Source organism: Dyadobacter frigoris (assembly GCF_005280585.1).
Taxonomy (GTDB): domain Bacteria; phylum Bacteroidota; class Bacteroidia; order Cytophagales; family Spirosomataceae; genus Dyadobacter; species Dyadobacter frigoris.
Genome location: NZ_SZVO01000007.1, coordinates 267,112 through 280,406 on the forward strand (window position 1 = coordinate 267,112; position 13,295 = coordinate 280,406).

Annotated in this window: 13 protein-coding genes; 7 read left to right on the forward strand and 6 right to left on the reverse strand. The window is 39.5% G+C overall.

Features of this window, described 5'->3' with window-relative positions:
* The first annotated feature begins 19 nt into the window (after positions 1-19).
* Entirely contained in the window at positions 20-667 is a 648-nt protein-coding gene (locus FDK13_RS16535; protein ID WP_137341111.1) for a Uma2 family endonuclease, read from the forward strand.
* 10 nt (positions 668-677) lie between these two features.
* Here the strand turns inward: FDK13_RS16535 and FDK13_RS16540 are convergent, their stop codons facing one another.
* From FDK13_RS16540 to FDK13_RS16560, 5 genes are all read right to left on the reverse strand, one after another.
* Entirely contained in the window at positions 678-1,784 is a 1,107-nt protein-coding gene (locus FDK13_RS16540) for a DUF6438 domain-containing protein (RefSeq protein ID WP_137341112.1), read from the reverse strand.
* A 23-nt stretch (positions 1,785-1,807) separates the two neighbouring features.
* Entirely contained in the window at positions 1,808-2,632 is an 825-nt protein-coding gene (locus FDK13_RS16545) for a DUF4349 domain-containing protein (protein ID WP_137341113.1), read from the reverse strand.
* A gap of 133 nt (positions 2,633-2,765) precedes the next feature.
* Complete coding sequence (locus FDK13_RS16550) at positions 2,766-3,548, reverse strand: hypothetical protein (RefSeq protein ID WP_137341114.1); 783 nt, start codon at positions 3,546-3,548, stop codon at positions 2,766-2,768.
* A 200-nt stretch (positions 3,549-3,748) separates the two neighbouring features.
* Positions 3,749-4,573 carry an enoyl-ACP reductase FabI gene (locus FDK13_RS16555; RefSeq protein ID WP_137341115.1) on the reverse strand — a complete coding sequence of 275 codons (825 nt, stop codon included), beginning with the start codon at positions 4,571-4,573 and terminating at the stop codon, positions 3,749-3,751.
* Positions 4,574-4,693: 120 nt separating this feature from the next.
* Positions 4,694-5,707, reverse strand: a complete 1,014-nt coding sequence (locus tag FDK13_RS16560; protein WP_137341116.1) for an alpha/beta hydrolase — start codon at positions 5,705-5,707, stop codon at positions 4,694-4,696.
* 152 nt (positions 5,708-5,859) lie between these two features.
* Between FDK13_RS16560 and FDK13_RS16565 the strand changes: the two genes are divergently transcribed.
* From FDK13_RS16565 to FDK13_RS16585, 6 genes are all read left to right on the forward strand, one after another.
* Complete coding sequence (locus tag FDK13_RS16565; RefSeq protein WP_137341117.1) at positions 5,860-6,552, forward strand: response regulator transcription factor; 693 nt, start codon at positions 5,860-5,862, stop codon at positions 6,550-6,552.
* Positions 6,553-6,659: 107 nt separating this feature from the next.
* On the forward strand, positions 6,660-7,640 hold the full coding sequence (gene hemB / locus FDK13_RS16570) for a porphobilinogen synthase (RefSeq protein ID WP_170982817.1): 981 nt from the start codon (positions 6,660-6,662) through the stop codon (positions 7,638-7,640).
* Positions 7,641-7,799: 159 nt separating this feature from the next.
* Positions 7,800-8,192: a GxxExxY protein gene (locus FDK13_RS16575; RefSeq protein ID WP_137341118.1), complete on the forward strand. Its 393-nt coding sequence runs from the start codon at positions 7,800-7,802 to the stop codon at positions 8,190-8,192.
* Between the two features lie 225 nt (positions 8,193-8,417).
* Complete coding sequence (locus FDK13_RS16580; protein WP_137341119.1) at positions 8,418-9,947, forward strand: M28 family peptidase; 1,530 nt, start codon at positions 8,418-8,420, stop codon at positions 9,945-9,947.
* Positions 9,948-10,063: 116 nt separating this feature from the next.
* Entirely contained in the window at positions 10,064-10,270 is a 207-nt protein-coding gene (locus FDK13_RS36120) for an AAA family ATPase (protein WP_229216065.1), read from the forward strand.
* The gene (locus tag FDK13_RS16585; protein WP_229216066.1) at positions 10,251-10,928 is read left to right on the forward strand and encodes an ATP-binding protein; all 678 of its coding nucleotides are present in this window, start codon (positions 10,251-10,253) and stop codon (positions 10,926-10,928) included. The genes FDK13_RS36120 and FDK13_RS16585 overlap by 20 nt, the downstream gene beginning before the upstream one ends.
* Before the next feature lie 59 nt (positions 10,929-10,987).
* On the opposite strand, the gene FDK13_RS16590 is transcribed toward FDK13_RS16585, so the two are convergent.
* Entirely contained in the window at positions 10,988-13,171 is a 2,184-nt protein-coding gene (locus FDK13_RS16590) for a S9 family peptidase (RefSeq protein WP_137341120.1), read from the reverse strand.
* Positions 13,172-13,295: the final 124 nt, after the last annotated feature.

Consider the following 13,295-nt stretch of genomic DNA (forward strand, 5'->3'; position numbering starts at 1 on the left):
AGAAGACATTTTGTTTATTATGAGCAATCGCATCCTATCTGACATTTTAAATGAACCTGATGCATATTTCCTGCTTCAGGAAGCTAGTGCTTTACTCAATCAGGAACGTGAGAGAAGATTGAAATTTTATAATGACATTACTGAGCAGGAAAAAGTTGAGTTTATCAATGGTGAAATTATCATTCACTCTCCCGTAACTAAAAGACACAATGTTGCCAGCGGTCTTCTTTATCGATTATTAAGTATTTATTCAGGCAAGAATAATCTTGGCTTTGTTGGCATTGAAAAAATAATGATAACACTGACAAGAAACGACTATGAACCAGATATCTGTTTTTTCAGAAAAGAAAAGTCTTTAAATTTTACCGAAGATCAAACGCTTTTCCCAGCACCTGATCTTGTCATAGAAATCCTCTCCGATTCTACTGAAAAGCGAGACAGAGGTGTAAAATTTAAAGATTACCAATCCCACAAAATAGAAGAATACTGGATCATTGATCCGGAAAATCAAACTTTGGAACAATATCATCTCAAAGGTGATGTTTACGATCTTGTTTTAAAATCTTCCCAAGGACTTGTTACAAGTTTTGTTGTAGAAGGCTTTCAAATTCCGGTTTTATCAATTTTTGATGAGGTTGAGAATTTGAGGACGATTGTTGGTTTTTGAGGCAAATTCTTTATTTCTCGTAGTCTAATTTATCTGAAAGTCGTTTTAGTAAATCATTCTCCTTCAAAAAGTCATATCCAAGATCCAAAATCGTGAATTTACCATTCTTTAAACGCATCTTGAAGTAGCGACCGTCTGTTGTTATTTTTAGTGACCCCTGCTCGCCATATGCTCTTAAAGTATATTTTTCAACAAATAAAGTATTGACCCTATCCGCTTTATTTAATAAATCTGTTAAATAAAAACTTTCGGACTTAGCAAGTCTGATCAGTTTATTTTCCTTTTCAAAAGAGGAAATTCTTGTTTTGTAAAATTTGCTATGAGGCAAACTTTTAAGACGCAATTTTTGATCGAGATATGTGATTGGTAAATATGCCCAATAAAGTTCAGTTGGTGATTGACTTCCATAGTCACTTATTGTTTTATAAATCCTTCCATTTCGTACCAGTGAAATTGTTATCTCATTATCATCGGTCCAGCTAGCCATATACCTGTCTTTTAACATTTTCAAATTAGCTTTTCTGAATTTCGTCTCTGCCTTATCAAATTCTTTTAAATTCATAAAAGAAGAAAATAACCCTGTCTTTTTGGTATATTGTTCGTTGTTAAAAATAACTTCACCATTTCTTGATACCATTACATCATTTATTTGACATACCCCATAACAACCTGAGGAAGAAACAATGATTTGATCAAAGGGAATTTCGGGATCCAATTTGTACCTGCTTCTTTCGTAAATCACATTGACAGAATCATTTAAAGCAAGTTTTAAAATTTTATTATCAAGCTTTAAAACTTCATACCCTTCCCATATCTGGTTTGTCAAATCATAAATTTCTAATCGATTCTCATGTATACGATATTTAGTCTCTGTACCTAAGAACTTATGGTCGTTCGATTCCATGTCTTTGTGATACCCAAGTTTATTCTCACAGAAGCCTCCCTCTCTAAATGTATAGCCCGATTTATATCCCATTTCCATACCTGGGATATTTGTTGAATCGATTTTTCTTTGATCGTTCAGTTCTTCTTTAAAAAGCGTCCATTCCCCAACAATAAGTTGGTTTTGTTTTTGGTTTTCTTCCGATTTACACGACAAAGTCATCACGTAAATCATGCAAATTAAATAATGTACGAGTTTCATATTGTCATATCAGCTTCCTTTTTCACTGATTTCCTCTTCGCAAATTTCCTAAACCCAAACCACAACCCAATCCCAAGCAAAATAAACGGCCAGATATCAACAGCCAGAATCAAGATCGTAAGCAGATTTTCCCAGCCTTTTGAAAAAGCAGAACTAAGCTGATAAGTAAATACGGCAGGGGTAGAGGTGATTTTGTAAAATTCGATCCGAAGTGTGGAGTATTGAACCTGATCGGCCAGCAGTTTTAACTGGCCTTCGGCAGATTCAATTTCAGTGCGGATAGTACCAAGTTCTGTTTCAATACTCAAAATATCTTTGATTGTAGAGGCTTTTTTGAGCAATTCCCGATAACGCAACTCGATTTCCTTTTTTGTTTTCAGCCTGGTTTCTACATCAAAATATTCCGCTGTAACATCTTTTACATCAATTTGCTTATGATCGAAATAGCGAACATCTTTCGTAGCTGAATTTAAAAACGAGTCAAATTTAGAAGCCGGAATCCGTACGATTAAAGTATAACTAACCTTATCCGCTACATTATTTTGCTTATCCGACGAGATATAAGCATTGTTTGCAGATGTTGCTGCCATTATCTGCGCCTTTGTTTTCTCGACATCAGAAGTCTCAAATTCTACAAATCCTTCTTTAATAAGTTTTTGGGTAGGTACGGCTCTACTAATATCGCCATCCTGCAAGGCTACTCGGGAAGGCGAAGGGTGTGCCGCCATAAGATCAACATTCATTGCAACACTCTCCTGATCTTGCTTTCCTACGCAGGAAATTAGACAGATAAATGGTAAAAGAAGGATTAAAATTTTCATGGCTAATAAGTAATTTAAGATGCATAATTAAGTATTATGTAAGTTTCTTAAATATACGTACTTTTTGGAATAACCAAAATAAATCTTCGGTTATTCCAAAAATATTTTCCTGAAAATAGATTACAAGGAATTGTTATAATTCATCTACACTAACGCCACCCAGTTCCTGAAAAAGTGTTTGCCAGTAATGTGTCACGTGTGGATTATTTTCTTTGGACGAAGCCGTAGCTTCAAAAGGAGAAACGATCGTTACCTGAGGAGAACCAATCGCATATTGTTCGAGTTTTTTAACATCCGATTTTGCCTCGTCTTCTGCCTGGGCATCAGATATGGGTGGCTGTTTGTGAAAATCGCGGCGACCTGCACCTTTTACGCTTTCAATCATATCACTGAAATAATAAACGCTAACCTGCGCTCCGCTTTCTCCCGCTTTCGCGATTACCGGCAAACTTGCCCAAATATCAGTGGATTGATTTGAAGCGCCCGTATTTTGCTGATTCAGTTTCAATAATAATTGTCTCAGGAAAATGCTTTTCTCTCTTTGTAAAGAAAGTTGAAATGCTGTTTCAATCGCCTCACGGTCTGTTGCGTTGGCTCCGTCATTTACTTCTTTTTCACTCCGAATGGTCAATGACAAGGCGCGTGCTTTGGAAGTGTTTTCATGAATAAAGTAAACTTCCAGTTTGTCGCCTTTATTTTTCATGTTGTTTTCCATAATATCAGTCAGCGTCCGGCGATATTTTTCGTTGACATACGCTTTATTAATATTAACACTTAGCGTTTTGTCTAAAAAAACCAATGTATAAATCGGGGCGTCAGGAAGGGCCGCAGCTTTCTCCCTTTCGCCTCCACAGGAAGCCAACAAAAGAGCGAATCCTGAAAGAAGAATATATTTTATTTTGATCGAATGATGCATAGAAACAACTGATTAGTAATAGAATTCAAGGCACTGGATTTACAGGCGAAACTACTCAGTTCGCCATAACCATACAACGCCAAACGGGATGGGCGGTTTAATTATTTTATTAATACACAAAAATCCCTCCAGAACGGTCCGTTCAAGAGGGATTTTTCAATTTTTACAGCACGAACTCGCTTTTACAGCTGGTTTTAAACCTAAGCTTTGTTTTGATTCTGAATCATTTGAACTAATTCTTCTGAGATTCCCGTCGACGAATATCCGCCATCATGGAAAAGATTTTGCATCGTAACCATACGCGTCAAGTCAGAGAACATGGAGATTGTATAGTTTGCACAATCGTCGGCCGTAGCATTTCCAAGCGGGCTCATTTTTTCTGCAAATTCATAAAATGCATCAAATCCACCTATTCCTGAACCTGCCGTTGTTTTAGTAGGCGACTGAGAAATTGTATTTACACGTACGTTTTTAGCTTTTCCATAACGATATCCGAAGCTACGGGCAATGCTTTCCAACATTGCTTTTGCTTCCGCCATATCCGTATAGAAAGGATATGTACGTTGTGCAGCAATGTAAGACAAAGCAACCACAGACCCCCATTCGTTAATAGCATCCAATTTCTCCGCTACCTGCAAAAATTTGTGAAGAGAAAGTGATGATACATCAAGACTTTTCAGATAATAATCATAGTTGAGGTCACCGTAAGGTTTTCCTTTACGAATATTTGCGCTCATACCGATCGAGTGCAAAACAAAATCCACTTTTCCGCCCAATACGTCCATCGACTGGGTATATAACTTTTCAATATCTTCAACTGAAGTGGCATCCGCAGGAATAATTTGCGCATCACAAACTTTGGCCAATTCGTTGATTGCGCCCATACGCATAGCGATCGGTGCATTTGTCAATGTGAATATAGCTCCTTCTTCCTTTGCTTTTAGCGCAACTTTCCAGGCAATTGAATTTTCGTCCAACGCGCCGGATATTATCCCTCTTTTTCCTTTTAATAAACCGTATGCCATGATTTCCTTTATTGTTAATTACGAGTTAACGCCCTTTTTGGCCGACAAAGTAACAAAATTTTGGTTGCTTAAACCACATTCTTTTTATAATCCAGCGCATTAGCTTGCCAGCAATCAAGGTTATTTTTGCATTGTTTCTACTGGTTTTAGTCCAAGCTTTTCTTCCAGAAACTGTTCCGTAGCCTTATAAACTCCCTCAACATCTTTTGAACGCAGGTAAGATCCAATCACGTGATCGCCGCTGTTTGGAAATGCTTTTTCCACTTTCAGATTAGCCGGCGTTCCTAATTTTGGAAACATATCCAGCATCGCTTTTACCGAAACAACCTTGTCCTGCTCTTCTTCATTTTTGTAATAATAAGCCAGAAAAACAGGCATTTTTATTTTTTCATAAACTTCCGGTTTGGCAACCGCATCAATGGTTTCCTGTAAAGCCAGAAGTCCGTTCGTGTGATAACTTTGCAGCCAGAAATTCGCACGTTCCGGAATTGTGTCAGCCGATTTGCGACGGTCGCCCATGATTCCATGCAAAATTTGTTTTCCCCATGGACCAGTGATTAATTTCAAAGCAGGAGAAGCTACGGCCATACATGGAGAATAAAGTACGATTCCTTTAATTTCAGGATTTGTTGATGCCAGATAAACCGTTAACAATCCCCCGGCAGAAGTTCCTACAACGATCACGCTGTCACCTATGGCTTTTCCAATGGCGAGAGCACGTTTTGCACCTGCGATAAAATTGTCTGGAGTCAGATCATCAAACGCATTGGAATCGCTGATTCCAGCATCATGCATACGGGATAAATAAAGATTTGCTCCATATCTTTTTGCCAGATTTCTATGGATAGGTTCGCCCTCTGCCCAGCTCGCTCCGAAGCCGTGGATATAAACGATACTATATCGGGTCTTTTCTTTTTTCGAACTATCCGCCCAGACGATACGCGCCTGATTGTCTCTTTTCATATCCTTAACTTTCGCTTCTGAACGGTTGATTTCCGCTTCTAACTCAGGAAGATTTTGTGTTACAATCGGAAGCTTAGGTTCTGGTATTGTGGTAGTTACTTTTGGCCCGACAAAATAAATAATGGCAAGTACCGCGAACACGGCGACGATCCATACAATAATTTTTAACATATATTATGATTTTTGAAGGTTTCTTTGCTCCGAAAGTTCGTTAGTTTTATGCTGCATTCCAATTGTAACAATACTGCCACGTTTTAGCAAATTATGCCGTATTTGATTAGCAAGCGGAAGAAGACTAATTTCTAATCATATAGCCACGAAAAATGCCCAACCTCTTACTCGTTGAAGACGACACCAATTTAGGAGAATTACTTCAGGAATATCTTATCGACAAAGGATATCCTACCGATCTTGCCACTGACGGACAAAAAGGCTGGCAATGTTTTGTGGACAATCAATATGACCTCTGCATTTTTGACGTCATGATGCCGAAAAAAGATGGTTTTTCTTTGGCAAAAGAAGTACGAATGACCGGGCGAGACGTCCCGATTATTTTCCTGACGGCTAAATCGATGAAGGAAGACACCATGCAGGGATTTCGGTCGGGCGCGGATGATTATGTCACCAAACCGTTTGACAGAGAGGAACTTATTCTAAGAATTGAAGCTATTTTAAGAAGATACCGCAAACAATCGGATTTACCGGAAGAAGAAAAAAGTACCGTTTTCCAAATCGGAAATTATACTTTTGATTACAATCATCATCAATTAGTTCTTGACGAAAAAGGAACCCGCCTTACCAGCAAAGAATCGGATTTACTTAAACTTTTCTGCGAAAATCTTAATCAACCCATTAGCCGTAGTTTTGCATTGAAAACAATCTGGGGTGATGATTCCTACTTTAATGCGAGAAGTATGGATGTTTATATCACCAAACTACGCAAACATTTTAAGGAAGACGCCTCAATCCAAATCATGAATTTGCATGGTGAAGGTTTCAAATTGATGGTAGGATAAAAGCAGAAAATTTACCGCCGTGAAACTCAAATTATTTCTCCATGGTTCTTTGTGTAAGAAATTATTTACAATAAAAGCCAAAAGCGAAAGCTTGTCGCCCATATAAAATGATCTATTTGAACCGTCGCCCAAGACGCAACCGAAAATCCTCGGCAATCCGGGATTTGGTACAGGAAACCACACTTTCGGTTTCCGATTTTATTTTCCCAATGTTCATCCAGGAAGGCACTAACCAGAAAGTTGAGATTAAATCAATGCCTGGGATTTTCCGTTTTTCTTTGGATACGATTCTTGAAGAATTGAAAGAAGTAACCGATCTGGGAATTCGTGCAATTGACCTTTTCCCAAATTATCACGAAACAAAAAAGGATAAATACGCTTCCGAAAGTTATAAGGAGGACACTTTTTACTTGAAAGCCATTACGGCAATCAAGGAGAAATTCCCCGATTTAGTGATCATGACCGACATTGCTATGGATCCTTACAGTTCTGACGGACATGATGGTTTGGTGGAAAATGGCGAAATTGTTAATGATGCTACGGTTGAGATTTTGGCAAAAATGGGCGTGGCGCAAGCAAAAGCCGGGGCGGATATTTTAGGTCCAAGCGATATGATGGATGGCAGGATCGGTTATTTACGTGACACAATCGATAGGGAAGGGTTTACTAATGTGAGCATCATGTCTTATTCTGCGAAATATGCCAGTGCATTTTATGGCCCATTCCGCGACGCACTGGAATCAGCGCCAAAATTTGGTGATAAAAAAACCTATCAGATGAATCCTGCCAATACCCGCGAAGCCTTACTGGAAGCGCAATTGGATTTTGCAGAAGGAGCTGATATGCTGATGGTTAAACCTGCGCTATCTTATCTTGATATTATCGCCAAACTGGATCAAAATTTTGATATTCCAATTGCTGCCTATAACGTTTCCGGAGAATACGCCATGCTTAAAGCGGCCGCTCAAAATGGCTGGCTGGACGGCGACCGTGCGATGATGGAGGTGCTAATGAGTATTCGTCGTGCTGGTGCAAAATGTATCCTGACTTATTTTGCTAAGGAGGCTGCGGTGATATTAGGATCTTGATTTTAGGATTTTTTGATTTTAGGGATTGAAAATTGGTATTTCTTAGTTTTACTAGCTATTCTTGAATCTTGATTCAATTACTTATGAATGATTGTTGCGTCTTATAAATATTGCCTTACTATTGGTTTAAGGTGATTTATTGGACTTAATATATGTTTGATGGATTTGGATCAGATTACCTATAAAATTATTGGCGCCTCCATGAAGGTGCACAATACATTGGGAAATGGTTTTCAAGAGGTAATTTATCAACGGTGCATAGCTATTGAACTAGGACGTTTAGATATAGAATTCGTAAGGGAACAAGACCAGACTATATTTTACGAAGGTATTCGTGTCGGGACCCGAAGGGCAGATTTTGTGGTCAAAAATAAGGTAATTATTGAATTGAAAGCAGTGATAACCTTAGAAGATGCCCATCTCGCACAAGCCAAGAATTATCTCATTGCTTACAATTTTGATATAGGACTACTAATTAACTTTGGATCCACGAGTTTGCAGTACAAAAAAGTATTTAACTCAATCAAAAATCCTGTCAAAAAACAGAATTAATACTAACTATAACCCGAAGAGGCTTTCTTAAAAAGAAGAAAGCCTCTTTTTTTATCCTGTTAATCCCAAAATCATAATTATCTTGTTACGTAAATTACCCCGTAACTTTGGATTAATAATTAACATTTCAATACCAACCAGAAAACTAAAAAGTGACATTGACAAAATCAGCAGAGTCCCTTTTTGCCAATCCTGTTAATCTTAAAATCCTTAAATCAAGATCCTATGAGAAAATTACCTCTACTTTTCCTCCCAGCATTACTACTACTCAATACCAGCGTTTTTTGTCAAAAGAAAAAATCCCTGCCTCCCGAATTCTCCATCAAAAAATCAGAAACAGAAGCACATATGCGGTTTTTGGCGGCTGATGAGCTTTTAGGGCGAAGGACTGGCGAGCAGGGAAATCTTGTTGCGGCAAGGTATATTGCAGAGCAGTTCAGGAAATTAGGTCTTGTTCCTGTCCCGGGAAATACGGCTTCGGGTACGTCAACATACTACCAAAATGTTCCATTTGAAAAAATGGGAGCAAATGGCGGGGGAGAAATCATAGCAGGCGAAGAAAAGCTAAAAAGTGGTGAAGACTGGATTTTGATGAATGGTGAAGCCACGGATATTACTGCTCCTTTGGTTTATGCAAGTTTCGGTTTGGAAAATGCTGCAAAAGGTTGGGATGATTATAAAGGTTTGGATGTAAAAGGTAAAATTGTTTTGCTGCAAAGCGGAACGCCAGATGTTCAAACCCCTTCGGAAATCATCGCTTCTTCCAACGAAAAAAGAAAACTGGCTGCTGAAAAAGGCGCTGTGGCAGTTATAGAATTATTCAATGCGCCAATGCCATGGAATATGGTGAACCGCTATTTTGCCGGTGAAAAAATGGCTCTGGCAGATGCGAAAGATGCCTCTAAAAAAGCAATTCCGCAAGCCTGGGTAAATGGAAAAGAAGCCAAAATAACACGCGCTTTGCGTGGCGTTCAAACATTAACATTTAAGACTGCTGGCAGAAAAAGCCAATTGGTGAACAGTTATAACGTAGCCGGATATATTCAGGGAACAGACCCAACTTTAAAAAGTGAATACATTCTTCTTTCTGCACATTACGATCATGTGGGCGTAGGAAAGCAAGGTGGACAAGCTTTTACTCCCGAAGACAGTATTTTCAATGGAGCGCGTGACAATGCTTTTGGCACCGTAGCTTTGCTTACCGCAGCAGAAGCCCTGGCCAAAAATCCTCCGAAACGTTCTGTTTTAATTGTTGCTTTGACGGCCGAGGAAGTTGGACTACTGGGTGGTAAGTACTATGTGGGGCACCCTTTGTTACCGCTGAACAAATGTATCTTCAACCTGAATTCAGATGGAGCTGGGTATAATGACACTACTATTGTTTCTGTGATGGGTTTAAATCGTACAGGTGTCAAAACGGAGATTGAAACGGCTAGTAAAGCGTTTGGACTAGGCGTTTTTGCTGATCCATCTCCTGAACAAGGATTATTTGACCGTTCTGACAATGTAAGTTTTGCGAAAGAAGGGATCCCCGCACCAACATTTACACCGGGCTTCAAAGAATTTTCCGGTGATATCATGAAGCACTATCACCAGGCTTCTGATAATCCGGAGACAGTTGATTTTAACTATTTGTTGAAATTTTGCCAGGCTTACACGTATACCGCACGATTAATTGCTGACCGTAAAACGGCACCGCAATGGGTAACAGGTGATAAATATGAAGCGGCTGCGAAAAAACTTTATGGGAAGTAAACAGATTATTACAATTTACTCAATACATTGAGCAAATTGTAAATCATGTACGAAAGATCTCATTTAAAACTACTTACAGACCGCATAAATGAACCTCGGAAGTTTATTCAGGGCTCATGGGACCTCGCCAAGTTGGAAAAACGACGGTAATTACTCAACTGCTTCAAAAATTAAGCATTGATACCCATTTTACCTCTGCTGATTCTGTTCTTATTTCTGATTCATTCTGGCTTGAACAGCAGTGGGAAATTGCTCGCTTAAAAATAAAAACTTCCTCCGGTAAAGAATTCATTTTGGTTATTGATGAGATTCAGAAAAAATGATGAAAAACGGTGGAAATCGTATGTTACAAATTCATTGATAGAAACCAGTATTAACCGGGATATTCTGATGTTATCACGCGTTGCAAAACCTGCGCTGATGAAAGTTTTATTTGAATTAGGCTGCCATTATTCCGGTCAGATTTTGTCGTTTACCAAAATTATGGGACAGTTGCAGGATGCCGGAAATACGACAACGCTTTCTCATTACCTTAATCTGCTCGATACAGCCGGATTATTAGCAGGATTCGAAAAATATGCGGCCGATATTATCAGAAAAAAATCTTCCAGTCCAAAATTTCAGGTCCATAATACTGCACTCATTAGTGCGCAGCGGGCTGAAAACTTTTTGCAGATAAAGTCAGATCCGGCAGAGTGGGGACGAATTGTGGAATCTGCTATTGGAGCTCATTTGCCTAACAATTCCCTTTCCGAAAATTACAAGGTATACTACTGGCGTGACCGGGACCAGGAGGTAGATTTTGTGCTTGAATATAAAAATCATATCGTTGGTATTGAAGTGAAAAGTGGAGCAAAACAATCATCATCCGGGATGGCCGCTTTTCAAAAGCAATTTCAGCCCAAGAAAATTTATTTAGTTGGAGATACAGGATTACCGTGGCAGGACTTTCTTAAAATTAATCCTGTTGCCTTATTTTAAAACAAAAGCCCGACAATTGATGCCGGGCTTTTGTTTTAAATCTAATAAGCATGGTTTTATCACCTCGCACCCGGAGGGCAATTCTTTTTCAAATAATCAGTGAACAAAGTTCTCAAATGAAGCGATGTTCCTTCACCCTCAAAAATTCCGTGTGAGCGGTTCGGATAAGGCATGAACTGGAAAACTTTATTGTACTTGATCAATTCATTGACCAGCATTTCTGCATTTTGGTAATGCACATTATCATCCCCCGTTCCGTGGATATAAAGCAAGTTCCCTTCCAGATTTTTTGCATTCGTGATCGGTGATCCCTTTACAAAATCTTCAAGATTTTCCTGTGGGATTCCCATGTAACGTTCCTGATAAATATTATCGTACGTCAGCTGGTTACCAACCGCAGCAACAGCAATTCCGGTTTTGAATAGCTTAGGATATTTAAACAAAAGATTCAAGGTAGAAGAACCGCCGCCGCTCCATCCGTGCACCGCTACGCGGCTTGTGTCAATAAATGCATATTGCTTGAACATCGAAGTTGCTGCACCGGCAATATCATTGATGTTGATCGTACCAATATTCCTGTAAATCGATTTTCTCCACGCACTACCTTTTGGCGAAGGCGTTCCGCGGTTATCCACCGAAGCGTAGATATACCCGTCTTTGGCCATACTTCCTGTATACAGACGGTTTCTTCCCGTTCCGTAACTATCGTGAACCGTGCTTGACGCAGGCTCGCCATAGACCATAAATACAATCGGATATTTTTTTGCAGGATCAAAGTTATCCGGTTTCACCATCCAGCCGTCTACTTCAACATTTTCGGCCGTTTTGATTTTGAAAAATTCAATATTCATCGCAGCGGGACGAATGCGCATCATTTTTTCACTGATCGAATTGTTCGGATCCACCGCTTTGTGATCCGGCAACGTGATCCATTCCATCATGGGAGGCAACTGAGCGTTGGAAAAACTATGTGTCGCATATCTTGCCAAAGGAGAAATTTCATAACTATGCGTTCCCGACTGATCTGCCGGTGATAGGCGCTGCGGTTCTCCTTTTCCATCCAGGGAAGCGCGGTACAAATATTCCTGCGTTGCGTTATCCGGTGACGCCGTGAAATAGTAAGCGTTATTTTTTTCGTCAATCAAAACCGGAGTGATCACATCGTATTTTCCGGTCGTGATCAAGGTTTCTTTTTTTCCATCACGACTTACACGATATGCATGTCTCCAGCCGTCTTTTTCACTAACCCAGACAAATTCTTTTCCGTCATCAATCCAGTCCCAGCCTTCATTTCCATCCGCCCAACGGCTTTTTATATCAATCCACGCTTTGTCTGTTTCTGTGAAAAAGGATTTTGAAACACCATCTTTTGTATTGATATAAAACAAAGTGCTGACATTTTGCTTCCGGTTTAATTGCTGAATTACCAGCTCATTAGCGCTTCCTGCCCATTCCATACGCGGAACGTAGGTATTTTGAGGATCTCCCGGAATGTTCATCCATTTTGTTTTGGCCGTAACCACATCTACCACACCAATTTTGTATGGTGACGGTGTTTGCCCCACTTTCGGATATTCAACCGGAATCGTGTAGGAATAAATTGAATCCGTCGTATTGATCATCAGGAAATTACGAATCTTGCGGGCATCCAGTTGCCAGTAAGCAATTGTTTTGCTATCCGGGCTCCAGCGAAATCCGTCGCGACAATCAAATTCCTCTTCGTAAACCCAGTCAAAAGTTCCGTTGATCACACGGTCCGTTCCATCCAGCGTAACTTGTTTGATCGCACCCGTCGCCAGATCTTCGGAATAAATATTGTGTTTGCTAACGTAAGCTACTTTTTTACCGTCCGGAGAAAATTTCGCGAACATTAATGAAGATTCAGGACGACCTTTTCCCAATTGTTTCAGGTTATTCGTTGCCAGATCCAAAACCCAGTAATCGCCTCTGGTATCTCTTCTCCAAACTCGTTTTGAGTTGGTATAGATCAAAACCTTAGTTCCGGCTTCATTGATGGTATAACTGCGAACGGCTAAATTTTTATCCGAGCCTTTTGGAGTAAGTTGTTGTTTTGAAACGAGTGTTCTTGGCTGATTGCCAGGTAATTTAATCTCGAAGATTTCACCCTCTGCTTCATCCCGGTAACCGCTGCCATCAGACAACCACTGAAAATTAGCCGGGATTTGCGCAAATAAAGGGGAGGAGATAATAACAAAGACTAGTGCTTTGATCAAATGCTTCATTTGGAATGGGTATGAAATAAATATTATACGAACGATTGCTAATGCAATTTTAACACTTTGATTTACAAAATCCGATGTGCTGGTCATAATACAATAACAATAAGCAAGTTTTGGTAAAGTTGCC

Coding starts and splice junctions, on each gene's coding strand:
- FDK13_RS16560 (WP_137341116.1), bottom strand. CDS start 5,707: ATGTTAAAAATTATTGTATGGATCGTCGCCGTGTTCGCGGTACTTGCC.
- hemB (WP_170982817.1), top strand. CDS start 6,660: ATGATCTATTTGAACCGTCGCCCAAGACGCAACCGAAAATCCTCGGCA.
- FDK13_RS16540 (WP_137341112.1), bottom strand. CDS start 1,784: ATGATTTACGTGATGACTTTGTCGTGTAAATCGGAAGAAAACCAAAAA.
- FDK13_RS16565 (WP_137341117.1), top strand. CDS start 5,860: ATGCCCAACCTCTTACTCGTTGAAGACGACACCAATTTAGGAGAATTA.
- FDK13_RS36120 (WP_229216065.1), top strand. CDS start 10,064: ATGGGACCTCGCCAAGTTGGAAAAACGACGGTAATTACTCAACTGCTT.
- FDK13_RS16555 (WP_137341115.1), bottom strand. CDS start 4,573: ATGGCATACGGTTTATTAAAAGGAAAAAGAGGGATAATATCCGGCGCG.
- FDK13_RS16580 (WP_137341119.1), top strand. CDS start 8,418: ATGAGAAAATTACCTCTACTTTTCCTCCCAGCATTACTACTACTCAAT.
- FDK13_RS16550 (WP_137341114.1), bottom strand. CDS start 3,548: ATGCATCATTCGATCAAAATAAAATATATTCTTCTTTCAGGATTCGCT.
- FDK13_RS16535 (WP_137341111.1), top strand. CDS start 20: ATGAGCAATCGCATCCTATCTGACATTTTAAATGAACCTGATGCATAT.
- FDK13_RS16575 (WP_137341118.1), top strand. CDS start 7,800: ATGGATTTGGATCAGATTACCTATAAAATTATTGGCGCCTCCATGAAG.
- FDK13_RS16545 (WP_137341113.1), bottom strand. CDS start 2,632: ATGAAAATTTTAATCCTTCTTTTACCATTTATCTGTCTAATTTCCTGC.
- FDK13_RS16590 (WP_137341120.1), bottom strand. CDS start 13,171: ATGAAGCATTTGATCAAAGCACTAGTCTTTGTTATTATCTCCTCCCCT.
- FDK13_RS16585 (WP_229216066.1), top strand. CDS start 10,251: ATGAGATTCAGAAAAAATGATGAAAAACGGTGGAAATCGTATGTTACA.